The sequence below is a fragment of the Clostridium sp. MT-14 genome, assembly GCF_042436595.1.
GTDB classification, from domain to species: domain Bacteria; phylum Bacillota; class Clostridia; order Clostridiales; family Clostridiaceae; genus Clostridium_B; species Clostridium_B aromativorans.
Genome location: NZ_JBHMIY010000014.1, coordinates 57,909 through 83,683 on the forward strand (window position 1 = coordinate 57,909; position 25,775 = coordinate 83,683).

Annotated in this window: 35 protein-coding genes; 6 read left to right on the forward strand and 29 right to left on the reverse strand. The window is 33.8% G+C overall.

The window, feature by feature from the left end:
* Positions 1-69: 69 nt before the first annotated feature.
* Positions 70-762 carry a DUF554 domain-containing protein gene (locus tag ACFHWD_RS11230; RefSeq protein WP_150357414.1) on the reverse strand — a complete coding sequence of 231 codons (693 nt, stop codon included), beginning with the start codon at positions 760-762 and terminating at the stop codon, positions 70-72.
* A 166-nt stretch (positions 763-928) separates the two neighbouring features.
* On the opposite strand from ACFHWD_RS11230, the gene ACFHWD_RS11235 reads away from it, so the two are divergent.
* Positions 929-1,483, forward strand: a complete 555-nt coding sequence (locus ACFHWD_RS11235; RefSeq protein WP_378061911.1) for an MFS transporter — start codon at positions 929-931, stop codon at positions 1,481-1,483.
* Complete coding sequence (locus ACFHWD_RS11240; RefSeq protein WP_378061913.1) at positions 1,429-2,094, forward strand: MFS transporter; 666 nt, start codon at positions 1,429-1,431, stop codon at positions 2,092-2,094. Before ACFHWD_RS11235 ends, ACFHWD_RS11240 begins: the two co-directional genes overlap by 55 nt.
* Positions 2,095-2,423: 329 nt before the next feature.
* Here ACFHWD_RS11240 and ACFHWD_RS11245 read toward each other — a convergent pair whose 3' ends face one another.
* From ACFHWD_RS11245 to ACFHWD_RS11380, 28 genes are all read right to left on the reverse strand, one after another.
* On the reverse strand, positions 2,424-2,948 hold the full coding sequence (locus ACFHWD_RS11245) for a nitroreductase (RefSeq protein ID WP_150357412.1): 525 nt from the start codon (positions 2,946-2,948) through the stop codon (positions 2,424-2,426).
* A gap of 337 nt (positions 2,949-3,285) precedes the next feature.
* On the reverse strand, positions 3,286-3,750 hold the full coding sequence (locus ACFHWD_RS11250; RefSeq protein WP_378061915.1) for a YsnF/AvaK domain-containing protein: 465 nt from the start codon (positions 3,748-3,750) through the stop codon (positions 3,286-3,288).
* 310 nt (positions 3,751-4,060) lie between these two features.
* Positions 4,061-4,456 carry a pyridoxamine 5'-phosphate oxidase family protein gene (locus ACFHWD_RS11255; RefSeq protein WP_229981164.1) on the reverse strand — a complete coding sequence of 132 codons (396 nt, stop codon included), beginning with the start codon at positions 4,454-4,456 and terminating at the stop codon, positions 4,061-4,063.
* Positions 4,457-4,544: 88 nt separating this feature from the next.
* Positions 4,545-5,717 carry an ABC transporter permease gene (locus ACFHWD_RS11260; RefSeq protein WP_150357406.1) on the reverse strand — a complete coding sequence of 391 codons (1,173 nt, stop codon included), beginning with the start codon at positions 5,715-5,717 and terminating at the stop codon, positions 4,545-4,547.
* 7 nt (positions 5,718-5,724) lie between these two features.
* Positions 5,725-6,411, reverse strand: coding sequence for an ABC transporter ATP-binding protein (locus ACFHWD_RS11265; RefSeq protein ID WP_179978455.1), 687 nt, complete (start codon positions 6,409-6,411; stop codon positions 5,725-5,727).
* Positions 6,412-6,451: 40 nt separating this feature from the next.
* On the reverse strand, positions 6,452-7,393 hold the full coding sequence (locus ACFHWD_RS11270) for an efflux RND transporter periplasmic adaptor subunit (protein ID WP_378061918.1): 942 nt from the start codon (positions 7,391-7,393) through the stop codon (positions 6,452-6,454).
* 158 nt (positions 7,394-7,551) lie between these two features.
* Positions 7,552-8,025 (reverse strand): hypothetical protein, encoded by a 474-nt coding sequence (locus tag ACFHWD_RS11275; RefSeq protein ID WP_150357400.1) that lies wholly within the window; start codon positions 8,023-8,025, stop codon positions 7,552-7,554.
* 785 nt (positions 8,026-8,810) lie between these two features.
* On the reverse strand, positions 8,811-9,101 hold the full coding sequence (locus tag ACFHWD_RS11280; protein WP_229981167.1) for a hypothetical protein: 291 nt from the start codon (positions 9,099-9,101) through the stop codon (positions 8,811-8,813).
* A gap of 507 nt (positions 9,102-9,608) precedes the next feature.
* Positions 9,609-9,956, reverse strand: a complete 348-nt coding sequence (locus ACFHWD_RS11285; RefSeq protein ID WP_150357394.1) for a hypothetical protein — start codon at positions 9,954-9,956, stop codon at positions 9,609-9,611.
* Entirely contained in the window at positions 9,910-10,206 is a 297-nt protein-coding gene (locus ACFHWD_RS11290; RefSeq protein ID WP_150357392.1) for a MerR family transcriptional regulator, read from the reverse strand. Before ACFHWD_RS11290 ends, ACFHWD_RS11285 begins: the two co-directional genes overlap by 47 nt.
* 1,654 nt (positions 10,207-11,860) lie before the next feature.
* The gene (locus tag ACFHWD_RS11295; protein ID WP_378061921.1) at positions 11,861-12,130 is read right to left on the reverse strand and encodes a hypothetical protein; all 270 of its coding nucleotides are present in this window, start codon (positions 12,128-12,130) and stop codon (positions 11,861-11,863) included.
* 46 nt (positions 12,131-12,176) lie between these two features.
* Positions 12,177-12,506, reverse strand: a complete 330-nt coding sequence (locus tag ACFHWD_RS11300; RefSeq protein ID WP_378061924.1) for a phage head closure protein — start codon at positions 12,504-12,506, stop codon at positions 12,177-12,179.
* Positions 12,507-12,517: 11 nt separating this feature from the next.
* On the reverse strand, positions 12,518-14,161 hold the full coding sequence (locus ACFHWD_RS11305; protein WP_378061926.1) for a terminase large subunit: 1,644 nt from the start codon (positions 14,159-14,161) through the stop codon (positions 12,518-12,520).
* A 4-nt stretch (positions 14,162-14,165) separates the two neighbouring features.
* A complete protein-coding gene (locus tag ACFHWD_RS11310) occupies positions 14,166-14,507 on the reverse strand; it encodes a hypothetical protein (RefSeq protein ID WP_190972193.1) in 342 nt (113 codons plus the stop codon).
* A 127-nt stretch (positions 14,508-14,634) separates the two neighbouring features.
* Positions 14,635-14,940 (reverse strand): HNH endonuclease, encoded by a 306-nt coding sequence (locus ACFHWD_RS11315; protein WP_378061928.1) that lies wholly within the window; start codon positions 14,938-14,940, stop codon positions 14,635-14,637.
* Positions 14,933-15,223: a head-tail connector protein gene (locus ACFHWD_RS11320; protein WP_378061930.1), complete on the reverse strand. Its 291-nt coding sequence runs from the start codon at positions 15,221-15,223 to the stop codon at positions 14,933-14,935. The genes ACFHWD_RS11315 and ACFHWD_RS11320 overlap by 8 nt, the downstream gene beginning before the upstream one ends.
* A 69-nt stretch (positions 15,224-15,292) precedes the next feature.
* Entirely contained in the window at positions 15,293-16,507 is a 1,215-nt protein-coding gene (locus ACFHWD_RS11325) for a phage major capsid protein (protein WP_378061932.1), read from the reverse strand.
* A complete protein-coding gene (locus ACFHWD_RS11330) occupies positions 16,507-17,121 on the reverse strand; it encodes an HK97 family phage prohead protease (RefSeq protein WP_378061934.1) in 615 nt (204 codons plus the stop codon). Before ACFHWD_RS11330 ends, ACFHWD_RS11325 begins: the two co-directional genes overlap by 1 nt.
* Positions 17,054-18,313, reverse strand: coding sequence for a phage portal protein (locus tag ACFHWD_RS11335; RefSeq protein WP_378061936.1), 1,260 nt, complete (start codon positions 18,311-18,313; stop codon positions 17,054-17,056). The genes ACFHWD_RS11330 and ACFHWD_RS11335 overlap by 68 nt, the downstream gene beginning before the upstream one ends.
* Before the next feature lie 175 nt (positions 18,314-18,488).
* Positions 18,489-18,749: a hypothetical protein gene (locus ACFHWD_RS11340; RefSeq protein ID WP_378061938.1), complete on the reverse strand. Its 261-nt coding sequence runs from the start codon at positions 18,747-18,749 to the stop codon at positions 18,489-18,491.
* A 342-nt stretch (positions 18,750-19,091) separates the two neighbouring features.
* On the reverse strand, positions 19,092-19,328 hold the full coding sequence (locus ACFHWD_RS11345; RefSeq protein ID WP_378061940.1) for a hypothetical protein: 237 nt from the start codon (positions 19,326-19,328) through the stop codon (positions 19,092-19,094).
* A 234-nt stretch (positions 19,329-19,562) separates the two neighbouring features.
* The gene (locus tag ACFHWD_RS11350) at positions 19,563-19,706 is read right to left on the reverse strand and encodes a hypothetical protein (RefSeq protein ID WP_273345093.1); all 144 of its coding nucleotides are present in this window, start codon (positions 19,704-19,706) and stop codon (positions 19,563-19,565) included.
* A 2-nt stretch (positions 19,707-19,708) separates the two neighbouring features.
* Positions 19,709-20,071 (reverse strand): hypothetical protein, encoded by a 363-nt coding sequence (locus tag ACFHWD_RS11355; RefSeq protein ID WP_378061942.1) that lies wholly within the window; start codon positions 20,069-20,071, stop codon positions 19,709-19,711.
* 4 nt (positions 20,072-20,075) lie between these two features.
* Entirely contained in the window at positions 20,076-20,498 is a 423-nt protein-coding gene (locus ACFHWD_RS11360; RefSeq protein WP_378061944.1) for a hypothetical protein, read from the reverse strand.
* 307 nt (positions 20,499-20,805) lie between these two features.
* Positions 20,806-21,294 carry a hypothetical protein gene (locus ACFHWD_RS11365; protein WP_378061946.1) on the reverse strand — a complete coding sequence of 163 codons (489 nt, stop codon included), beginning with the start codon at positions 21,292-21,294 and terminating at the stop codon, positions 20,806-20,808.
* 38 nt (positions 21,295-21,332) lie between these two features.
* Complete coding sequence (locus ACFHWD_RS11370) at positions 21,333-21,545, reverse strand: helix-turn-helix domain-containing protein (protein ID WP_378061947.1); 213 nt, start codon at positions 21,543-21,545, stop codon at positions 21,333-21,335.
* Positions 21,532-22,413, reverse strand: a complete 882-nt coding sequence (locus ACFHWD_RS11375) for a hypothetical protein (protein ID WP_378061949.1) — start codon at positions 22,411-22,413, stop codon at positions 21,532-21,534. The genes ACFHWD_RS11370 and ACFHWD_RS11375 overlap by 14 nt, the downstream gene beginning before the upstream one ends.
* Position 22,414: 1 nt before the next feature.
* Complete coding sequence (locus tag ACFHWD_RS11380) at positions 22,415-22,621, reverse strand: helix-turn-helix transcriptional regulator (RefSeq protein ID WP_378061951.1); 207 nt, start codon at positions 22,619-22,621, stop codon at positions 22,415-22,417.
* A 143-nt stretch (positions 22,622-22,764) separates the two neighbouring features.
* On the opposite strand from ACFHWD_RS11380, the gene ACFHWD_RS11385 reads away from it, so the two are divergent.
* The 4 genes from ACFHWD_RS11385 (at position 22,765) to ACFHWD_RS11400 (ending at position 25,642) form a co-directional block, all read left to right on the forward strand.
* Positions 22,765-23,388 (forward strand): helix-turn-helix domain-containing protein, encoded by a 624-nt coding sequence (locus ACFHWD_RS11385; protein ID WP_378061953.1) that lies wholly within the window; start codon positions 22,765-22,767, stop codon positions 23,386-23,388.
* A 21-nt stretch (positions 23,389-23,409) separates the two neighbouring features.
* Positions 23,410-23,544: a Com family DNA-binding transcriptional regulator gene (locus ACFHWD_RS11390; RefSeq protein WP_378061955.1), complete on the forward strand. Its 135-nt coding sequence runs from the start codon at positions 23,410-23,412 to the stop codon at positions 23,542-23,544.
* Between the two features lie 333 nt (positions 23,545-23,877).
* Positions 23,878-24,459: a Uma2 family endonuclease gene (locus ACFHWD_RS11395; RefSeq protein ID WP_378061957.1), complete on the forward strand. Its 582-nt coding sequence runs from the start codon at positions 23,878-23,880 to the stop codon at positions 24,457-24,459.
* 4 nt (positions 24,460-24,463) lie between these two features.
* Positions 24,464-25,642 carry a tyrosine-type recombinase/integrase gene (locus ACFHWD_RS11400; RefSeq protein WP_378061959.1) on the forward strand — a complete coding sequence of 393 codons (1,179 nt, stop codon included), beginning with the start codon at positions 24,464-24,466 and terminating at the stop codon, positions 25,640-25,642.
* Positions 25,643-25,775 lie beyond the last annotated feature (133 nt).

A 25,775-nucleotide genomic window follows, 5' to 3' on the forward strand; every position in this document is an offset into this window, starting at 1 on the left:
AGTTACAAAAAATAGAATAATATGTACAAGTAAAATTTTTTAATAGATTTCGCAGTTATTTTCAACATCCTATATTAATGTCACTATCCAACATAAAATAGGAGTCACAATAATTGCTGGTAAATAATTTGCCACTTTAATTTTAGTGACACCAATTATATTTAATCCAAGCGCTATAATCATCAGAGAGCCTGTACAGGTAATTTCTCCAATAGCTGAATTAGTTAAAATCGGCTGTAAAAACTGTGCCAGCAAAACAATGGCACCCTGAAATATGAAAACAAAAGAGGCAGAAAACAATACACCAATGCCAAGGCTTACAGATAGTATCGTAGATGATATCAAATCAAGCACGGATTTTGTAAAAAGCATCGTATTATCTCCAATAAGTCCTGCATTTAATGATCCTACAATAGTCATTGCCCCTATACAAAATAAAAGGCTGGCTGTAACAAAACCCTCCGCAACTGAAATGGAATTGTCAGAAGATGCTCTAAATCGTTTTCCAATCCACTCCCCTAAAGCGTTTATTCGTTTGTCAATATCAATCCATGTCCCTATGATAGTGCCTATAACAATGGAAATTATAAGTATCAGGGTATTTTTACCCTTTAGCGTTCCCGATATTCCAATATAGACAGTACATAAACCTATTCCAACCATAACCGCATCAGTAACCTTTTTAGAAATTCCCTTTTTAAACAACAGGCCGACAATACTCCCTATGATCACAGCCACAGTATTAACAATTACGCCTATCATTTTACATCCTCCCTCCTGTATTTTCCTTAGGTACCACGTTCAACATAATACCCAGTATTATAACACATATATTGTAATATTACATTATTTCAACAAATATATCATTTTTTATTACTTTCCATTATAATAATAAGGATACCTAAGTAAATCACGGGAGGACAGTCATATGATTGAAATTAATCAGTTAAATGTAAAGTTGCAAAAAAGAATTATATTAATTATCGTAGTTATGTTTTGGTTTTCACAATACGTTTATATGCCTTATCAAGCACCATACTTACTTTCAATTGGTGCAACCACCAGTTTTGTTGGAACCGTTGTCGGAGCGTATGGATTATCACAGATGTTACTTAGAATGCCAATAGGAATAATGGCTGATAGAAAAGGCCATCATAAATTATTTATTATAATTGGTGCTTGTTCTAGTGGACTAGCTTCCCTTTTTAGAATATTTATCCCAAATGGTATTGGTTTTTTACTTGGAAGTTTATTTTCTGGACTGGCCTCAGCAATGTGGATCTCTTTTATGGTTTTATATTCAAATTATTTTAAAAAAGAAGATATGCAGAAATCTATGGGAATTATTATAGGTGCAAACAACATAGGAATTCTTGTGGGATTTGTTATGGGATCTATGTTTTACGATAAATTTGGTATGAATTTCTTGTGTATATTAAGTCTGGCAGCTGCATTCCCATCTACTTTTATTGGATTTTCATAAAAGAGCCTAAAATTGATTTTAAACCACTGCCTGTTAAAGAGCTTATTACCATATATAAGGATAAAAGACTTATTGGATTTTCATTACTTGCACTGGTACAACAGGGGATACTTATGTCTACAGCAATGTCTTTTACCAATCAGATTGCTAAACAACTAGGAGCTTCTGGTTTTCAAATTGGTATAAATTCAATAATATATATATTAGTAGCTGTAATCACTTCCTATTTTTCAGCTTCAAAATTGGCAGCGAAACAGGGCGCTAAGTTCTGGATCCCTACCGTACTTATATGCATTTGCATATATTGTATAATTGTTCCAAATACAAGTTCCGTACTACATATATACTTTGCGCAAATTTTAATTGTCATGTCTACAGGTATTTTGTTTTCTTTTTGTACAAGCGAGTCAATGAAAAATGTAGATCAGAAGAAAAAGTCTACTGCTATGGGATATTTCCAGGCTATTTATGGCTTAGGTATGACTATTATTCCAATTTTTACAGGAATAATTGTAAATAATTATAATATGAGTTTAGCATATTACCTTATGGCATTTATATCTTTCGTAGGATTTTTAAGTTCATTCTATTGGTATAAATTCAAAAATTAGGGATACATTGATTCGACTAAAACCTCCGGTTTCATTCCCAAAATTTCTTCCGCAAATAATTGTCCGGCTTTTACATTTGTAATTGCCCATCGTCTTTCCAAAATTCGTATTGCTTCAATAAAACAAAAAGAGTCCCAGCTTTATCTGAAACTCTTTGCCTATTTAGTTCTCAAATTTATCCGATAGCTACCTGCCCTAATACTGCCACTTCTACAAGTAACAGATAAGGGCAGCTACGCCCCTGGATAACGATTTTTAAACTTCAGGTGATGTCAAAAACCCCACCTGAAGCAAAGAACTCTGTTTATTCTTTTAGTTGTTACAAAAAATTAGACCCGGATAATATAATCCTTTTTTCTCGGCGCAGCTGGAGCAATACCACCCTCAGCAGCATATCCTAGAATACAATTACCGACTCCAACATAGTCCTCCTGAACTCCCCATTTCTTTAACAAAGCTTTGCCTTCCTCAGTTTCAAACACTTCTTTTGCTCTGTAGACAAAACAGGAATCCACACCAATAGCATGAGCGGCATTCAGCATATTGCCTATAACAAGAGCTCCGTCCTCAACATAAGTTGCCGCTTTCCTGTCAGCAAAGACAACAAGCAGAGTTGGTGCCCCATAAAATGGATCAGACGTATTTCCCATAATAGCTGCATTTAATTTAGAAATTTTCGTAATCGTTTCCCTGTCCTGTATAACTATGATAATTGGAGATTGCTTACCCATACCCGTTGGTGCGTAAGTACCGGCTTCTAGAATAGCATCCAGCTCTTCCTTTTTGATCTGTTTCTGCTGATATTTTCTGCAACTTCTTCTGGTTTTTAAAACTTGTAAAGGTTCCTCCACCATAGATCAACTCCTTTTATTACTATATTTTACATATATCATAATTATAAGATATCATGCAAATAAATTCAAGCAATACTCCTTATAGAGTTATCTTTACATTTACATTTGTATCCGTGTTTCATTCAATTAGCACCCTGCTGCTAATTGCCTTGTATATGCAAAATAAGCACTGATCAAGTGATTCTTAGGTTCAAATGAAATTTGTTTATAGGGAAGATTTTCCATGAGCAAATCACTGCAAACCTAAGAATCACCTTATCCAGGCGCGCGGCAGTGCTTACCTCCCACTCTATGAAGTCGGGAGTATTATATCAATGACAGCCTTGGGGTAAATTTCTTAATGAAAGTCATGATCTGTATTATCATCCACTATCTTTGCGTCACCATTTGCGTTTACACGAGCTTTTTCTCTTTTTAGTTTTTCATCCACTTTCCTCGTTTCTTTGACTTCACGTTTATGAGCAGATACCTCTCCAGTTACCACAGTGTGTTTACCTACATTAACCTGTTCTTCACTGACTGGAATACGTATGGTTTTTTCATCACTAATAGGTGTATCACTGGATTTATTATCTACTGGTCTTCTTTCTATAACAACTTCTTCATGCGTAACTGGAACATCAACTGTTTTTGGCTCTTCAACAATTTCTTTGCTCAGTTCAACTTCACCCTTTGGAACTTTGCTTTTATTTATATCAAGCTCTTCCTCATGAAGTGTAAGTCTTTCCCCATCTTTACTTTTCTTCTTATTATCATCATCGTCACTGCCATTACCTAAAACATTGTCAAATAAACCTTTCATAAAATATTACCTCCTAAAATACATATTTTCAATTCACTAATATTTTATCCCTGTTGAAGTAATATATCCTTTGTGAAATATGGAGTTAAAGTAAATTGCTTACAATACTTTTGACGGCAAAAGAAAACGAGCCCCCTATTTTAAGGAGCTCCAAAAATTTTTTTGCGAGGCATAGCTTACAAATGGCATAATAATCAAGTATTAACCTTATGCTGCACAATAAAACGCATACCTTTTTAGAAAGGAATCATTACCACTATAACTATATATTACCATAACAACAGAAAAAATCAATAGTTTAAAATCAATGTTAAAATTTAATAGTCTTAGGTTTCTCTGTAAAGGAATAGACAGTAGCAGTTGCATTTTTTAGATAAAGGACTTCACAATTCCCATCATCAGCAGCATACATACTTTTAAGATTTGGATATTCATCAAGCATATGTTGTCTAGCTTCAACTCTATCATCCTGAACAGCAGTTGCTGTAACACGTATCCAGGTATTATCTTTTCCCACAGCACAGATTTCAATTTTAGGATTTTTTTTCATTTGAGCAAAAACGTTTTTAACATTTCCAGTCTGGATGTAAAGCTTTCCCTCAAAGATGTCTATTGTTCCAAAAGGTCGAACCCTTGGCTGATCACCTTCAGACGTTGCCAAATAATAAGTGCCGATACTTTTTAAGTATTCATAAACTTCATTCACTTTAATTCCTCCCTTTAATTTATATAATATAATTATTTTACCTCTCATATTCAAAATAACAAATACAATTTTTATATAAGACAAAGTATTATTCAAATCTAAGAGCATCTATTGGTTTAAGGTTAGAGGCCTTATATGCCGGAAATATGCCAAATACAATGCCCACAATCATGGAAAAAGAAAATGAAAAAATTACTACAGGTATTGAAAACGCTACTGAAACTCCAAAAGCAGCTATTGCCTTTCCAATTAAAATACCAAATATTACACCTATTATACCACCCAGTGAACTCAGAACCAGGGATTCTATCAAGAATTGAATCAGAATATCTTTTTTTGTTCCCCCAAGTGCCTTTCTTATTCCAATTTCCTTAGTACGTTCTGAGACAGATACCAACATGACATTCATTACTCCTATTCCTCCCACTATAAGGGATATGGCAGCTATTCCCCCAAGCAAATAAGTCATGGTACTGGTTATTGAGCTCATGGTATCCAGCAATTGTTTCTGACTCATGACTCGGCTGATACTATTATCTGTGGACTTGAAATAATTATTTAAGTAGGTATTTACTTCATTTGTAACCATCTCTACATTTTGATCGCTGGAAGATTTTATATACACACTTTGTACATTTCTACTGCCAGCAAGGCTTATAGCCGTAGATGATGGTACAATCACCATGTCATCTGTGTTGTTTCCCATGGAACTTCCCTGTGATTTCAACACTCCTACAACACTATAAGTATTTCCATTTATACTGATATCCTGACCTACAGGATCATTAAATCCATAAAGCTGGGTTGCAATATCAGATCCCAGAACTGCAACCTTATTTCTATAATCTACATCCAGGTCGGCTATAAATCTACCTTCTGAAAGCGTCATATTTCTCACATCCATAAAATTCGGCGTAGTTCCGGTTACAGAAGTACTTTGAGATTTTGTATTGACTTTAACCGTAGCACTGGCACTAATAGTAGGTGCTGCCTCGGAAATTCCCTGCAAATCCTGAATATTTTTTACATCCTCAAGGGTAAATTGCTTGGTTCCATTGTTATTGGAGGTATTTGCCATAATAAGATTAGTTCCAAGAGCCTGAACCTGGGAAGTTATCTGTTTTGTGGAGCCGCTTCCCATACCTACCAATACTATAACGGAAGAAATTCCTATAATTATACCTATCATGGTGAGAATAGACCTCAATTTATTGCTTATTATATTTTTTATAGCTAGCTTTAAAGTCTGAAATAATCTCATATGTTAATCAATCCTCCTCCATGTATAATTTCCCATCCTTCAATTTTCCATCTTCCATGCTCACAATCCTCTTTGCCTGTCTTGCAATTTTCAAATCGTGAGTTATCAATATTATAGTCTTACCACTTTTATGGAGTTCTTTCATAGTATTCATTATTTCCTCACTTGTCTTTCTGTCCAGGGCACCTGTAGGTTCGTCTGCCAGTATGATTTTCGGCCCTCCTGCCAGTGCCCTTGCAATAGCTACCCTTTGCTGCTGCCCTCCTGAAAGTTGATTTGGCCTATGATACTCTCTTCCTTTAAGTTTCACCTTTTCAAGGCACTCCATGGCCCTCTCCCTGCATTTCTTCTCACTTATCCCCCTATATAGGAGAGGTACTTCTACATTTTCTACAGCATTCATTTTAGAAAGCAGGTTAAAATTTTGAAATATAAATCCTATCTGTTTATTTCTTACGTCAGCTAACTCAGACTCACTCATTTCATTTATACTTATACCATTTAGAATATAGTCTCCAGAATCGCAGACATCAAGGCATCCAATTATATTCATAAGTGTAGATTTGCCGGAACCTGAGGGACCTACAATTGAAACAAATTCATTATCAGATATACTTAAATTGATATTATCCAGTGCCTTTATTTTAGTATCTCCCATAGTATAGTACTTGCACAGATTTTTAATTTCTATCATAAAAGTTCTCCTTTCCCACGTATTTCATTTTATCCCATAATTAATTTGTTCCTCTATTTTGGCTTCCACCATTTCCACTTTGTCTAGAATTACCTATTCCTCCGCTTCTCATCATTCCAAATCCGCTTCTGCTTTTTGCTGAGGACTGACTTCCGCTTGAACTTTCAATCTGAGGTAATTGAACTTTTTGCCCTTCTGTTAGCCCCTCAACTATTTGAACCATTTTGCCGTTATTAATTCCTACCTGAACTTGCTGCATTTTCATTTTTCCATCGTCAGAAGATAGTATTACAAATTTTTTACCATCCATATCTCTTATTGCTTCTATAGGTACAGCAAGTACATTATTTTTTGATGCTGTTACTATGGAAGCCTCTGTAGACATTCCGGATTTTATGTCATTTATTTTATCAAAATATATAATTACGTTAAAAGTTGACACTCCATTGGAATATGTTCCCTGTTGACTTATATCCTTGACAGTACCTGTGAAACTGGTATCTGGAAATGCATTGACTTTTATATTGGCCTTTTGCCCAATTTTCAAATTCGGCACATCTGTCTCGTCTACGGATATTGTGGTATAGAAATTCTTGTTATCAAATATACTCAAAAGAGCCTGATTTGGATTTACACTATCTCCTGCACTTACATTTACCTGACTTATTATTCCGTCATAGGGAGCTGTTATTGCGGCACTTCCATCTTCAAAAGCAATAAGTTCCTGCCCTGCAGTTACCGTTTGATCTTTGCTTACAAGTACCTGAGATACAGTATCTTTTCCTTCAGCTTTAATTGTTCCACTATTCAGGGGCACAACACTTCCTGAGCCGGAAACTGTACTTTCAATATTCTGGATGGTTACTTGAGTCTGCGAAGATTGTGATTTATTGTTTTCGGATTTTTTTGTAGTATTTCTATATACTACAATGCTTACTACTGCTATTACCACTACCAATATTGGAATAAGTATCTTTTTCACGATATAATCACTTTCTTTCCATCAAATTTGTTTTTTATCTAGACTAAATATAAGTTTAGATTTCTTCTGTCACAGTTTTGTTACAACATTATTAATATTTTATGTAAAAAATAAAGCCCTTTTTCTCCTTTAGGCTTTTATACTTATATATTTTACTTTTAATTATCTGCAAATAGATCTCTATAATTTTTTAATAATCCCACAGGCCTTTTCTCTCCAAATAGCTTATATCTCAAATAATCATCCAAATATATACAAAGTGGCATCAACACAAACCACAATACAGCGTAAGGCAAACATATCTGTCCATATAAATTAAAAGGCTCATCAGAATAATCCCACACATCAAGTCCTAACCATATGTTTAATATAATCCCTGAAGTAAATTCCAATGCGAGAGCTATGAAAGTTCCAATTACGCATTCCTGCCACATTTTCCTATCATAAAATTTAGGATACTCATTAAGTCTTCCTATAAAGAAGGCCGCTGTTCCACCTACTACCAGCATACTTATATGTGTCCAGCCACGCCATAACCCCTCAAATACCATGTATAGAGCACCCATTATAAATATTAGAAATAAATCCTTATATATTTTGTTTTTTAGGTTTGCGGAATTCCTATATCCCATGTAACTTTCTCCATCCCCTTCACAGTAGTTAAAGTATTTACACACGCCTTTAATCTGTTGGATTCTTGGTTATATCCATATAATGGCCTGTACATATACTGAATTGTTCCAATAGATCTCTATATTCTAATTGTATTATTCCTATAGTATCTTTATTCCTCACATGCTCATATACATTACACTCATGAGATCATTCCAGTTTACATGCCCCCCATTTTCCTTTATATAAAGAAAAATAAGCATCCTAAATGACGAATGCTTATTTTAAAATATAATTAAGGGAGACCAAATTTTATAAAGAATCTTGTGGTGGTTGCATTTAAGTTTACAGTACCCTGCAACCGCAGGCACCAATTTGGTAATTACCATTTTAAATGGTTTTTAAATTTATTTTTAATTAACGTTTAAATATCTGATATATATAAGTATATGTGGTTTCTATTACAGCTTAGTGTCGTATTAGTTAACTATTTGTAACAAATCTAATTATTGTATGAATAATTTGTTTCTTTACTTAATTTTATCTTATTTCTGCTTCTCATAGATACCTCCAATATTCGTAATAACATAATTCTAACATATGAGGTACAAAAATAAAAAAAGCTATTTTTAGCTTTTTCTATATACTTATCTTATATAGACATCATGGCTGCAGGTTCACCACATTTTATAAATCCAAAATAAGTAGTGTTTGTCCTAATAATAAACTCATCCATATGTATTAAAACAAGGGGCTGTTATACTCTCTAAGATACTTTAACTATTTAATTAAAAGAGCATAGAAATTAATCTATACTCTTCTTAGGGCTTTCCTCTTTTCCCTGTTGTTTTAAATACCATCTTGACGCATTAATTTTCATATTCAAATCACCGGCAAATGGTTCAAAACTTTTTATTACTTTATCTTCTTCTTGGAGTTCACATAAAGCATCATAAATTAGAGAAGCATCCAAATGAGCATCATCTATTTTTAAAAGAAATCTTAAAGTAGTCATTGGGCATTCACTTAATCTGCTTATATAATTATGTTTTTCTAGTATGTCTAATATTTCTTGCTTTAAATTCTCTTTATCCATATATATTATTTCCTCCTCAATTTTTACGTCTATATAAATTTCTACAAGCAATGATAATATCCTGCTAAAATAAAAAAATGGCAATAAATACTAGATTTTCTGGTGCCCTATAATTCACTTTTATTTAATTCTTCTTTATTTTCTTTTATACGCTATCAACTTTTCCACATAATCATCTTCCTAAAATTACCAGAATAATATTTCAATTTTAACGCATACTATTCGTGTAAGGATATCAAGGTATTTAAGATGTTAAAATATTTAAATTCCATATGAACTAAAATATTTATTTCTTGGTGCGTTGATACTTACTTTATGCTGGGGATGATGAATCCCCGGTGTTTAAACTCATGTTGTATTAAACCTCATTCCAGGGATTTTCACCCCTGGTTTTTTTCATAGTAACTATTAAGTCAAGAGTTATAATAATTTTTCAATAAAAAATACACCATTCGTCTCCTATACATAAATGCAGGACAGAAAAGTGTATAACAATTCAATATTAGATTAATGGATTGGGCACCATAATTCCACTATAGGATGCGTTGTATTGCTATCCACATCTACCAACAAAACATTGCCAAAAGGCGCCGAAGAAGGAACCAGATTACGTTCGCGGATAGCTTCCAATGTTTTATGAAAAACTTTGCCGGGAAAATAGGCAAAATCTGAATCGGCAGTAACAATTGTGTGATAGCAGGGAAGTGAATGCAAGGATACCATTTTCCCTTTGTCAAACGGCAAATTTAACTTTTCTGCTTCCTCAGGTCTTATTGAATAACCCAAAACTGCCGTTGATTCATCGGTTTCATTTTTCCATCCGGTGCAAAAAACAGAAAGATGAGTAGCAGGCATGGCATCGACCCACTTGTGAATATATTTCTGCTGGTACTTTTCCGCTGAAATGTCTTCCTATATCCTTGAGAGGAATACCCATTGAATGATATTTGAAGTAAGACAGCAGCCTAAAAACATCCTCTTCATCATAATAACGGTATCCATTATCTTCTTTTTTTGCATTAATAATATCTTTGCTCTCAAAAAAATGTAATGCACCTGGTGTCAACCCAAGTATACGCGCCACATCACTAACATAATATTTCATATTGATCACCTCAAAAGTCTGTAGTAACTATTGACTTTTTTCATAGTCATCTACGTTTTGAATACTCATCACTTCAATATAATTATATACGATCAAGTGAATGATAACAAAATTTTTAAAAAGGATCTGCATTTCTGCAAATCCTTTAATTTCAATACTTAATGATGCACCCAGGGAGATTCGAACTCCCGGCCTCTGGATTTTCGAGGAGCACATTTTGATAATTTTAAATACCCCTCAATCCCTTATATATAATCATTTCATTTTTTAATATATGCCTGTCCATACTTGATTATCCTAAACTATAGGTGGCAAAAAGAGGGGCAAATTTTATACATGTAATTTTAATAATATCAATGCTTTTAGGTGGGTGGCAAAACACCATACACCTAAAATATTTAACCCCAGATATATTATCTCACATTCATATACCTTCATGCTCCATATTTTAACTTTTACATGTTTAAAGGTTAATTCGTCTTAATATAAAGCCTATCTTAAAACGGCTCTATGTTGGTTTTAATAGCATTTTGCTACTCACCTGCATAAATAAATTTACATTTTCAGCATCTATATTCTATGATATAATGTGAAATGTACAATTCAATAAGTTGTGTGTGGGCAACTGGTATTGCCATCCCTTTAAGAAGGGAGGTGATACATATGTACGAAATGTTTATAGTAGTTTTTGCTGCTCTATCGTTTTTGATAGCTTTGATAAATCTAATTATCGTGCTAATAAATAATATAAAAAAGTAGCCCACCGACGCGATTGGTATGGCCACTTTTTTATAAGTTCGCTTTACTAGTTGCCTTAACAACTGAGTTGTATACTACAGGATGTTACCAGCATCCTGTTTTTATTATCTCTATTCTTAAGTTAATTATACAATACACACTATTAAAGTCAATATTAAATAATAGATAGCCCTTTGCTCAAACTATCTATTATTTAACACTTATACAAATTTAATCAAGCAGACTAAATTCATAATCCACCCTTCTTATTACTGATATTATACCATAGAATTTAAAAATTATACAGGTAAAAAAAGAGGACAGCTAAATTTTTAGCCGTCGTCATATATATTACAGCCAGCTAAATTTTCAGCCGGTTAAATAANTTAAAAATTATACAGGTAAAAAAAGAGGACAGCTAAATTTTTAGCCGTCGTCATATATATTACAGCCAGCTAAATTTTCAGCCGGTTAAATAACCAGCAGAATTTTCTACCCGTCTCACCTTGAGGGTTTTCGTCATTAATGACGAATGGCCAAAGTACATATGTAGATGATAACCAGAGAAATTTTTCCTCGGCTAAATATCTTGATGAACAATGGCCAAAGTACATATGTAGGTACTGAACTGACGTATCCTTGCAGGGAAACGTGGATTTATCTCAATGGCCAAAGTACCTATGTAGATGCTGAACTTTTACCAACGAGGTCGTTTAAACCTACCTGGTTCTGTTTATAACCTACCTATGTAGATGCTGAACTTGATAGGCAAGTCAATAATATTGACCTGGCTTTTGGTTTATAACCTACCTATGTAGATGCTGAACTGGATCAACTAACTGACTGATAGTAGGTTGGTTCTACATTTATGCCGAACCCTTCAAAATTGAAGACATCTAAAAAAGGCATGGCCATTTTAACCACGCCCTTCCTTATCAAGCTGAACCATTAAAGTATTATTTACGAATTCAGGTTTTCTATGGAGACCTATTTTACGCATATAGCCTTTCTTATAGTGCCTATATAATTCCAATGCTTCTTCATAGTCAGCTATCATGTATATGTCTTTAACCTTCATATCCCTTATATCCAGTATCTTATGGCAAATGGTCTTAATCCTTACATTCGATACATCAAAAGTATATCCTGATGCAAGTAAAAAGGCTTCATTTTCAGTTAAAACCATAATATACACCTTTTAATAACATTTATTAGAATTAACTTTATTCTTATTAATTATTATAATTATCTTTTGTATAAGCCGTAATCTTTAAATCCGTTTTTCTGCCCTCGAAATCATCAATATCAGTAATATTATACTTCCTACCATTGTATTCTATAATACAATTTAAATCTACATCACTACGCCAATTTATTATAAAAATGCCTTCTACTTTCGTCTGTGCTACAATTGCCATTTGCGTTTCTTTAGTTGTTGCATGTCTGTAATAAGCCCATACATTTTGAACTAGATATTGCAATTCATGATCGGTTTCACCTAATTCATTTTCTACGTCAATCCAGTGAAATATATTAATTTTCTTATTTTTTAAATTTTTCATTATATCAACTCCTACTGTATTGCCCTTAAAAATTCCTCATAATGCTCATACAATCCCACATAACTATCCAGTAATGATGCTAGTCCATCAATTCTCATCTTTGCAGCTTGATTTTTTATAGGTACTATATTTCCATTTCTATCTGTTTCAACTCCTGTATTTGTCATACACCATTTCAGTATTGGATTATTGTTATAGTTGATTTTCTTAGCCTGTAAATCTGCCCCTAACTGCTGCATTGGAAGTGATAAAGTCTTTGCACCCTGGATACACCTCTTCATCTTAAAACCATTATTTTTCATTTCCTCAACCCAGTATTTAGCACTGTAAGAATCATAATATATCCATAATGGAGTTATTTCCTTGTCATTTAGCATTTCAAGAAACCACGCTGTAATATCCCTATAATCAATACTATTACCTTCACATAACCTCAATAGGCCACGTTCAAGCCATTTATCATATGGTATTTTGTCATGGTGAACCCTCTCATTAAAGCTTTCTTTAGGGAGCCAGTACATCTGAGTTACATATCTTTTTTGAGTTTCCGGATCCATCATTAAAAGTGTTGCCGCTGTAAGGTCTGTAGTAATTGATAGGTCTGCCCCACCTATAGCATAACAATCATGAAATTTATCTATGTCAAAGGTTTCCTCATTGTTTATGGTATCGAAAGTAAGCCATGCAGTCGATACGGTACACCTTACATTAAAATCCTTGCATAAAATTCCTGTAACATCATTAGGATTGCTCTTTGCCCTTTTAACTTTAATTTTTAAATCATCAACTTTCTTAATTACTCCTAAACCTGGATTAGCTTTAGGCCAACATTTTGAATTTCTCCATTCTTCTTTATCGTCCAATTCATAAAGTATCGGTAAAAATGTATCATCTTCAATAGTGCCGTCAGCTACTTTACAGCCATATTCATACATATCATCAAATATGCTCTCTCTTACTGTTCCAGCTGTAGTTATCATGATTAATAAAGGCTCTCTCCTGGCACTCTGTGACTGTTTCATAACCTCATATATATTCCTGTCCTTGATGCTATGAAGTTCATCAATAATAACACAGTGGGAATTTAATCCATCCAAGGTATCTGAATTCTTCCCCAATGCCTGAAACTTTGACATTGTAAGAGGGAAATACAAGTCAGTTTTACGCTTCTTCAGGTGTTTTGATAGATAAGGACTTTGCCTTGCCATGTTTAAAGCCTCGTCAAAACATAACTTGGCCTGGTCTTTTTTAGATGCTATTGAATACACCTCTGCACCACCTTCACCATCTGCCATAAGCATATACAAGGCTATACCGGACAGCATTGTTGTTTTACCGTTCTTCCTGGCCACATAAAACATGGCTTCACGGTAACGCCTTAACCCTGTATCCTTATCAGCAAACCCAAACAGTGCAGATATAAAAGCCTTTTGGAATAGCTCCAATTTAACTGGTTTCCCTGCCCATTCACCCTTTGAGTGCTTACAGAATTTTTCTATAAACTCTATGGGCCTATTGGCCTTATTTTCATCAAATACGTATTTACTTGGATGCTCAATATCATGCACAAGCCTTTTATATTGTTTTTCCACCCTCTTGGATACAGTATACTTTCCAGATTTAATTTTTTCGTAATATTGCTGTATATAATTCATGTAATCACTTCTTTACAAATTCTATCAATTCATCTTTAGACTCGCCGTCATCTTTAGGTAATAAACTAATAACCTGCTTATATATATTCCCGTATTTCTGTATTAGTGCCGTGTAACTTTTTAATGCTGGGTTCTCCTTTAAAAAATCCTGTCTGCCATTTTTAAATTCAGTTACAACTCCTATAGTTTCAATTTCTTTCTTTAACGATTCAAGAGTCCTTTGCATAAATTCCAACTCTTTAAATAGTGGCTCTACAACTGTAACCTTATCTTTTGGTAACTTTCTCAATATCGTTCTAAGTTTTTTCATATCAGTTGAAATATCTATAACTTTATCTTTTTCCATTAAAATCCATCTCCTTATTATATAGTATTAAATAACTCTTTATATGATTTATTATATCTTTCGCGTGGATATACATGAGAGAGGTAAAGAAAGCTCCCCCATGTGGTCTCCGCGTCAGCCATTGTTTTTACCGACCTGGGGGGGACTTGATAAGATTTCCATTTTCATCAAATACAGTTTCTTTTGTGGTTATTTGATGATTTCTATTGTGTATCTGGTCATGGCAGTCTATACATAGGGCTTCTAGGTTATTCCAATTTAATGTTATTTCTGGATTATTTATATTCCCCGGATTTATGAATTTTTTATGATGAACTATTGTTGCAGGCTTCCCACACCTCTCACATACATAATGTCTGCTTCTTATATATCCATCTCTGCATTTAACCCATTCCTTGCTATGATAAAATGCCTTGCTAAATTCTCTAGCCATTATTCATACTTCTCCCTACTGCTTCCAGTGCAGTCAGTAAACTATCTATTGCTTTCCTCAATTTATCTATATCCCTATCCATTGGATCAAACCACAACACCAATATGAACTGTGCTGCTGCCTTTGCCATTGGATGTATTGTATCATCATCTGTCCATGTCCTACCTGTTGTCGCTTCTAAGTATGGTGGTATAGCATCTATCAATGCCTGTATCTCTATATCTAATTCATTACCATCAACCCTCAATATGTTATGTGCTTCATCCATTGTAAGTATATTCATATATACATCACACTCCTAATTAAAAAGGTGTAGCACTGTATTATGTACTACACCATTACAATCTATATACTAAGGTGTTACTGCCTTTGATAGTTTGAGAAATGCTTCTGGTACTATTGGTTTACAATCAGCTATTGCCAGTGCCCTGTAGTCTATCAATCCAGATTTAAAGCTTGACTCTCTGGATACTTCTAACAGTACACCCTGTGGTAAGTTATATCCCATATAATTAAAGTCCCCTAAGAGTATAGTATCATCTGGTATATAATCGTCTATAATTATTGGCTTACCCAGTATATATCCTATCTGCTGCTGTTGTGCATCTGCTATAAATAAAGGTCTATCATTATTATCTACCAAGCTATATACCAAGTTATATAGTGATGCGTTATTCATAGCAAACTTTGCATTGGCCCCGTATCCTCTTTTTAACATTCCCAACATTTTAGTAAAATCTGTATATGCCGGCTTATCTGCATATGTGAAACTATTGGTTGCATCCCATGTAATACCTGTAATTAATCCAGTGCCCTGTCCTGAGCCTGTACCACTTACCATGGCTTCATTTAGTGTATCCATCACACAATTAGTCAGCTCTGTTTCAAGATAGCTTTCAAATGCTCCTATGCTCATTTTATTTGCTATTGCTGACATACTAAATACTTTAAGTATTTCATATGCTGAAAAACTAACTGATACCGTATCTACTTTTTCAGATTCAACTGCCACACCTTCTACATGCCAGTTTGCCTTTGTGCCTGGTGTTCCTATTGGAACCGATAGATTAGATGGTATATTGAACTGCCTTACTGCCGATATCAATCCGCCCTGCGTTCTTGCCTTCTCAATTATTTCATTAAGTGTCTGGGTTGGAAGTACTGCCGCACTATTACTCATTGCATTGAAAGTATCTGCCCTTTTTTCCATTCTTGCACGCTCATATATATTTTTTTCGGCTTCAGTTAATTTCTGACCTAACATTTCCTTGAAGAATGCACTTCTATACTCTTTTGTTTTAAATAAATCGGTCCCCTCTGGAATATCAACACCTTTATTGAATTCCATGCCCGTTACAGGGTTGAAACCTTTATTTGATTTATTCCTTTTTTCAATTATGTTTTCTTTGGCCTGTTTCAGTCCGTCAAGTTCAATATTTAATGACTGAACATCTGCATCCTCATTACCGTCTATCAGTTTTCCTATCTCTGCTGCCCTTTTCTCAATTTCCTCAATATCTTTTGAATTATAATAATTAAATGCTTCCTGTACTGTTGCAAATTTCATTATTTATCATCCTCTCCTAAAATTTGATTTACTTTACTTTTAAGCTGTATCCTTAAAATGTCATTTACTTTGGTCTTTGCTTCCTGGACTAATGTATTTCTTTTGAATATATCTTCCATCCGTGCCTCAATACTTGTTTCCTGATATGCTGGAAATGGAGTTATTGAAACCTCATATAATCTTTCAATCTTATTTATTGTCCTGGTATTGGTCTTAGAATCATATTCATCTCCGCCCTTAGGAACCTTAAAAGCAAAACTCATGCCCTTTATATCACCACGTGACACACTTGAATATATTTCCTTTGCTTTTGGTGTGTCTGGAAGTGTAGCCCTCATTTCGATACCTACACCGCTTTTTCTCAGTTCCATGGTTTCAGGACTTCTGGCCAGTGGGATTGAATTTACATCATGGTTGTATAAAAGTGGAACATCTTTAAGTAAATTTTCACTTACAGCATCCCTTTTAATAATCTCCGTATAACTGCCATATCGCCCGTTTATAGTTGTGGGCTTATCAAACACTATTGGAGTACCTAGAAGTATACTATTCTTGCTGTCCTGTGCCTTGTCCGCCCTGATTTCGGCTGACCTGATTTCCCTGTTCTCCTGCATTGTTGTTTCCTCCCTTCATCTGGTATTGATTAACAATATTTGTATCAGCTACATTTAAAGTCTGGTAACGGGTGTCGCCATTTTCTATACCTGGTAAGTTCAATATCTTTAATGCCTGGTTTATAGTAAGTAATCCCAGTGGCATCAATTCTTTTAATGCCGTTACCTTAGTTGAATTTGATGTAAACTGAAGTTTATCACTTTCAAGCATTATACTATTGCCAAAACTCTGCTCACGCTGTGTAAATAACTTATTTGTAAGCTCCTGACCCATCTGTGTTGCCAGTGGTTCTATTGTGGATTCATAAAACGCACTCCATTCATCTTCTGAATATGTGCAATTTACGATATTTTCACTTATACCCAAATAACTGTATATCCTATTTTTAATCTCAGTTAACTGCTGGCCGTTTATAAATACAGGTTTGTTTTCTATAGGCTGATAGTCCATTTTAGTATCCAGTGCAGCAATACCTCCGTTGTTTTCGATACTCAAATAATCATTTATAAACGCCTCTTTCGACTCTTTCAGTTTTTCACCGGATAGAACTTGGTTGTATTTTAATAACCCTCTTATCTGTGCTGAATTCTTTATTGAATTCTCCATACCTTGGTTTTGAGTATGTGCCAAATCAAGCGTAGGCATTATTGCTCTGTTATCATCACCCAGCAGGTCATTTGAATTATAGAACCGCCTTAATACCATCACATCATCATAACGGAATATAAATGTCTTGCCTCTTGAAAATAAGAATTTACAATACAATGCCCCTGTTGCATCCGTAAGAAATTCTACCTGTAAGGGACTCAATGGATATATAGCCTCAAGGCTCCCTTTATCATCAAAAGACAAATAAGCAAATGCATTATTATATAAAAAATAATGTGTTGATACTTTATATAAAAAATCATAGGTTGACATATAGGGGTTAGGTCTTGACTGCAGTATGTAGTTTAAAACTGAATCCCCGTCTTTACGCTGTTCTCCATTCATAATTACATGACTTGGAATTAACTTGGAAAAATTCTTTGCTATAGCATCAACCGCACTCCTGTATAAATCATTTGAATAGGCATCTCCCGAAAATGGTGTAAACACTGCGGGACTACCGCTCATAACTTCAACTCTCTGGGTATTCTGTTTATCAGCAGGATTTTTATTTCGATGAAACAATTTATCTAATAAGCTCATATGTTCTCCTTTCAACGTAAAAAAGGCACAAGAAATCTACTAACGGAATATCTCCGTTTTCAAACTTCCCGCGCCTTTTACAGCTTCCACTCCTAAGAGTAGGGTACTTAACATATTCTTCTATAATACTAGTGTACTATAACATTAATTCAACATCAACCCCCCTTATAATATTTTAAAAGAAATTTGCACAGTCTTCTATTTTGTGCAAAATAGTTTTTAATCGAAAATTCTGTAGTCTCAGTAATTCAAGTTCTGACTCGTGTTTTTTCCTTTCCTGACGTTTACCCAACATAATACCATAGTTGATACACGTTGAAAACATTGCTATTCCTCCTGTTGTTTCAAATTTATCCTTACAATACTCCATTAATTCATTGATACACTTAGAAGGTATTGTCTGGTGGTCTAGTGCCTTTTCATCAATCTTATTCATTTACTTTTTTTCCTCCTTTTAATTTTCAAAATAACTCTTTTCAACAAAGGTTTTTCCTTCATTTCTGATTCCTTTTTCTTTTCCTCTGCCCAATCTGGTAACATTATTTTTACCTCCTATCTATGATTAAATAACTTTTTCCATTGATGTAATTCCTTCAATGTGGCTTTCTTATGTCTTACTCTGCAGTAGTCCATATAACTTAAAAATATTGGCACCGACATTTTAACACCTCCTTGATTTAGCACTAGTGTTATGGTACTCTAATACTGTAAGTAAATATTATACTTACAATTTGTATTTATTTTCGTCAAAGGCTCTGAACTTTTGTATCAAATAATTCTAGTTCTTTACTCTAAGGTTCACATAGATCCGTCTGTGTGAGCCTTTTCCAGTTACCTTTGATACATTTAATATATCAAATCCTTTCTTAAGCCCTTCAATCGCAGTTTCCTTCTCCACTTCAGGGTCTGTAATACCTGGTAGGTTTACCCTAATTTTAAAATATCTAGCCTTTTTAATATATTTCATGACACTATTTGATAGCCTTTCAGCTTCTGATTTTGGTATTGTTTCCATGTTTCAATTCCTCCTTCATCAAGTGACTTAATCATTTCATCATCTGCATTATCTGATATATATTTAGCCTTCTCAAAATTCTTGCCACTCCCGAATCCAGACTTTTCAGCTACTATATCTCTTGCTTGGCCACAGCCTTCAGGAAATTTTTCCTTAGGGCTATATTGGTTTATCCCTTCTGTCATCCTTTCCCTAGCCTTACCCCTTTCTATCTTCTCCAGCTTTCTAGCATATTCAATCCTCCAAATCTTTCAATAAATTTTTCAAAACTTTCACATATATACACTGTTCCTCTGTAGTAAGCAATTCAGAAGTCCTATCAGCTGTGTCAATGTCCTTCTTAATCGTCTTTATAAGTTCTGGTTTACTAATATCCATAATTACTCACCCCCTAATGTATTTTTAGTGAATCCATCAAATCTCTTTATATACTTAGAATCAGTTTTATCAAGTTCCTCCAGGCTGTCCCCTATATCCAGCACTAAATCATACAATTTGCTAGTATCATCAATGTATTTCAGGCCCTCTTTTAAGTCTTTTAAAAATCGTATATAATCATCCCGCATCTCCGTATTAAACCTCAATATCTCATATAAATCATTAGCTTGTATTCTCCATTCATCAGGGCAGCTTTCCAGTCCTTCGCCTAATAACTTTGTTCTTGCCATCTGTCTGGAATTAGTTTCAATAGCTGAATCAATTATGCTCTGTATTGCCTTTTCAGTACTCTCTTTATCTGACATTTATTTACTCCTCCCCTTCTAGTGTAGTAACATTTTTAAGCCCTAAACCTTCCCATAACATTCCATATTTAGTCCTTTTCTTTTGCAATCCTAGTTCTACAGCTGTATCCTTAAACTGTAGTGAGAACTGAGAAGTTGTTAAGCTGCTATTATTCCATTCATTAAAGGCCTGTGCCAGTTGTTTATTACTTACAGATAACTCTGAGGATAAGTTGCATCTCTCTTTTATAAATTGATTCATAGGATCATTATTTTCTTTTAATTGCCTGCCCTTCTTTTCCCAGTAGTTTATATTGTGCTGACGTACTTTATCCTTATTTTTAGCCCTCCATTCCTTCATTCTCTCTAAATAATGCTCATGATGTTTCTTTCGATATTCTCTCTGATATGCTCGTCTTGCTGTTTTAGCTTCTTCACTTAAAGCCATAAAATCACTCTCCTAATCTATAATTAATTCTTAAATCTGTAGTAAGTAATAGGTCTGCTGTTTATAGAAGTTCTGTAATAAAAGTGCTATTTTAAAAAACACTGGTATGGTAATAATTAATAAGTGGGGAATTTTGTCCCGGTGGATAATCATTATTAAAATGCCCCGTAAGCATTGATATAATCAAGTTAAGCCCTAAAATCAGTGTGGGGAATTTTGTCCCTAGCTCCTAAATTTAATCCATTTTTTTAATGCCAGTGTGGGGAATTCTTCCCCATACTAGTGTGGGGAAATTTGACCCTATCTTTTATTTTTTATACTGCTCAGTCAGGTCTATAACTTTGCCTCCTTTAAACGGTTTTAAATCAAAAACCTTATTACCTGTCCTGGTATTTTCATTCGGTATATATTTTTTTATAAATTCATCAGCACTGATATTACCTGTCCAATTTCTCCATGCATCCGTAGGCTTGACACACACAGTAGGCTTAAATTTATTCATATACATATATCCGGCAATCTTAATAAATCCATGGAATGTCAGGTCATCTAGTGCTCTTATATATGTTTTGTGGTCTATGTGTATCTTTTTAAGCTCAGGTCTATAAAAGAATACAAACGGATCACCTACATTCATTTTTGCTATTAATTGTATATATAAATGTTTGCTACTATCCTTTAAGTCATACCATGCAGGACTGGTTACCAAGCTTATGTATATGCCTGCATTTCTAGGATGCTGTTCCCCTGCATATTGATATGGCCGTAAATATAGATTTTTCTTTTTCCTACTCATGTGCATCACCTACTGATTGAAAATTCTGTATATTGCTTTTATATCTGTTCATCTGTGTGCTGCTCAAACCACTCCATTACTCTATCCCTCAAAATATAATATCTTTTTCCTACCTTTAAACTTGGGAAATCCTTTCTATGACATAGCTGATATATCTTCTCTAGTCCAAACGGTGTAGATTCATAAAATTGCTTCACCGTCATAATTTTACTTGGGTCTGGTTTGCTTGGAAGTACTTTAAAATTCTGCATTGTAATCCCCCTTATCTAGTGCTATAATTGCACTAGGGTTTATTGTACTGAACATCTTCCGCTGTAGTTCTCTTATGTCACTTTCAAAAAGGACACAAGCTGTTTTATACAGCTCTGGAATCATGCCCAGTATTTTGTCTACATAATCAATCTTGCTTGTTAATTTGGGTTTGTGAGATTGATTATATTTTTTATATGCGGCTTCAATACTTTTAAGGCCGTAATCATATTCAAATTGTTTATATAATAAATCCCATCTTTCCTTAAAACTAGCACCCTTGTACCTCACCACACGATTTATAAGTTTCCTCTTGCCTTCAATCGGTATATCTTTCACTAAGCCATCAATTACATCTTGCTTATGGCTTAATTCCTTATTTTGTTTTCTAAATACAGATAAAGTATTTTTAAACATAGCTTTTGTATTGTCATCAGCAAATGGTAAATAAGTTTCTACAAACAAATCATCATTATCTATATAGCCTCCTGTATGATGTATAGCAGGTAGTACATCTCTCCTTATCCACTTCCTAAGTCTTATCCCCGTCGGCTTATGTGCCCATACTGTAAATCCAAATAACCCCTCTTCATAAAATATTGTTAATTGAGTTACTTTATTTGGTACCGAGATTTCCTCGATAGCAACATTTACCATATCTTTAAATTTCTTTAAAGCTTTGTCCCTTAAAACCTGATATTCAATACCTGTCTTAAAATCTTCTCCCTTTATGCATTGCCCTACAGTAGTAGACGGGTCAGCATAGTCTAAAGCAGATGCAATATTATTAGCTATCCAACACACTCTATCGTTCCATACAAGTGTCGCTATTTTATTACCTTCAAATTCTTTAATTATTGGTTTGTCCATCTTATCCCTCCTTCTCATCATTAAAAAATAATTCTTCTGGCGTTGCATCAAGTTCCTTACAAATTTTTTTCATTATTTTAATACTTGGATGCTTTACTTTCCCCCTTTCCAATGCTGATAAAGAGTACCTAGAAATTCCAATTTTCTCAGCTAGTTCATATTGTTTAATGCCTTTTTTTATTCTTGATAATTTTATATTTAATCCCATCTTATTTCTCCTCTCTTACACTCTTGAGAATGTATATTATTATAATATACCACATTCTTGAGAATGTCAACACTCTAGTGTGTATTTCTTTAAAAATGTGTGGTATACTTATATATAAATTCATATTAATTAGGAGGTCTGCAATGATAGGTGATAAAATAAAAAACATCAGAAAAACTAAAGGATTATCGCAAAAAAAATTAGCCGAAGCATCTGGAATTTCACCATCTTACCTACAGCAATTAGAATTAGGTCAGAAAAAAAATCCTAGCATAGATGTGCTAAACAAAATATCGAAAGCACTTGACATCAATATAAAAGAGCTTATTCCATATACCACTGAAGAACAGAGAAATGCCAGTTCTTTAAAAATTATAAATAATCTCATAGATAAAAATCCGCAATATAAAGAAAAAATTTTGGATGCTCTTAATTCTATGTATAACATAATAATAGGAGAATTTTATAAACCAAGTAATTTAAAAAATAGTGATATAGTAATTAAAACCCTAACTAATAATTTAGATCTTTATAGAGAGTTAACGTGGGAATTACACAGTTTTTCTAATGATAGTTTTATAGTTAGTAGTAAACTTATTAAAGATAATGATTTTTATAAAATTTATAATTTGAGAGATATAAAAATTAAAAGAATTAATGATATTTTAGACAAAATATTCAAAAATTACTTAATAAGGTATGGTTTAGTAAATGATGAGCCTAAAGAAAGTGAGCTTAAATTTATTAGAAATCCTAATTTACCTTAAAATCTTTTGGAGGGAAAATTAATGATTGAAATAAGATGTACTAAATGTGGTAAGCTGCTTATGAAAATAAAAGGTACTGCATACATAGAAATCAAATGCCCTAGATGTAAAGCAGTTAATAAGTATAATATAAAACCACCTGAGCAGCATAAATAATATTTCCGTTGTACGAAATTCGTTGAACGTGGGATTTCCCACCGTCAAATATGCGACTACGATAATATCATATTCGCCTTTAAAGGCGAATTGCATAACTAGGGGACTATCAGTCACCTGGTTAGGTTTTATACATAAATGTCGAAAACATAAGTTTTACACAAATAAGTGATAAACTAAGTGGATTTACACTTGGTTGGGTTTTTTTGAAAAATCCAATAAACTCAGATGGGCTTTCCTTTTAAAGGGTAACCTAGTAAAATCAATCGTGGACACGTTTGTGGAACGCTGATATGGTATAACAAAATTATGAAATGAAAGGAGATAAGAATTATGGATAATACAGCTAAGAATAAAGTTTACACCTATGCTGACTACATGAATTACCCTGAAGGTACCAGAATAGAGCTTATAGACGGTGTAATATATGATATGTCACCTGCACCATCAAGGATGCACCAGGAACTAATTACTGAATTAGTAACCATATTTAATAACTATATTAAATCCAACAATGGACCATGCAAGGTATACCCTTCACCCTTTGATGTATTTCTTACTGATGATAATAACATTGAAAACTGTAAGAACATTGTTCAGCCAGATATATCCGTAATATGCGACAAGAATAAACTAAATGATAAAGGCTGCATTGGCTCCCCAGACTTGATTATTGAGATAGTATCACCCTTTAACCCATCCAATGATTATATACGCAAATTAAGCTTATACAGCTCATATAAGGTACGTGAATACTGGATAGTAAATCCTATGGATAAAAGTATATTGATATACAAACTTGATGATACAATGCATTATGGAGCTCCTAAAGCTTATTCATTTACGGATAAAATAAAGGTTGGCATATATAAAGACTTGGAAATTGATTTTAATACTCTGGATGTATGGAGATGATACTATGGCAAATAAAACCAATGTAACTAAGAACGGTAAAAAATACTATAGGGTATATCTGGACTTGGGACGTGATTCTAATGGAAAAAGAATACGTAAAGAATTTTATGGTGTAAATAAAAAAGATGCTGAGGCAAAATTAGAACAATATAAGAACGGGTTAAATGCAGGCCTAGCCACTAATTATGATACTCTTACTTTAGGTAATGTATGCAAACTATGGCTATTTGAAAAAGTTAAAAATACCGTCAAGCCTAGCACTTTTGAAAGATATGAGGGCATTTACAGGCTTTATATTGAACCTTCACCATTATACCCTATAAAGCTCAAAGATTTAAAATCACTCGATTTACAACGATATTACAATGATTTATTTAATGCAGGTAAAAGCAGCAATGTTATTAAAAACTTAAATAAGTTATTAAGGAACTTTTTTAATTACTGCCTTACTCAGGGATATATTGTCCGAAATTATTGCTCTGGTGTAGATATACCTCAGGATAATTCGTTGAACGAGGATGATGAGGATGGATTAGATGACATAGTCGCTTTTACAATAGAGGAACAAAACCAATTTATAAGAGGCATAAAAGGACATAGGCTTGAGGCTTTATTTATTCTTGCTTTAAGCACGGGTTTAAGGCAGGGTGAATTATTAGGCTTAAAATGGGCTGACATAGATTTCAGTAAAAAGGAACTCCATGTAAAAAGGGCAATAAGAGGCGTATATTTATTTGATGGTGATAAAAAACATTATGAACTGATAGAAACACCGCCCAAAACTAAAAACTCTGTCAGGTCTGTTCCAATACCTGAGAATGTAATATCAATATTAAAAAAACGTGAATTAAATCAGAAAAAAGAAAGGCTCAAGGCAGGGGATGCATATATTAAAAATGACTACTTGTTTTCTACACAATTTGGGACTCCAACTGGTCCCAGCAATCTAAGAAAAATGTATAACAAAATTCTAGCCAAAAATAACATTCCTCATAAAAAATTTCACAGTTTAAGGCATACTTATGCTACCCGATTGTTTGAAGCTGGTGTATCTTTAAAAACAGTTCAAATGTTACTAGGCCATGCGGATATTCAAACTACACTGAATGTTTATGTTCATGTCATGCCTGAGCAAAAGCTTAAAGCAGTTGATAAAATAAACAATCTTTTCAATATAAAATAAATGCTCATTGAAAACTTTGGAGGGAAAATGGAGGGAAAAATAAAAAAATCAGCAAATTTTAAATTGCTGAAATCCAGTCATATCAATACTTAATGGTGCACCCAGGGAGATTCGAACTCCCGGCCTCTGGATT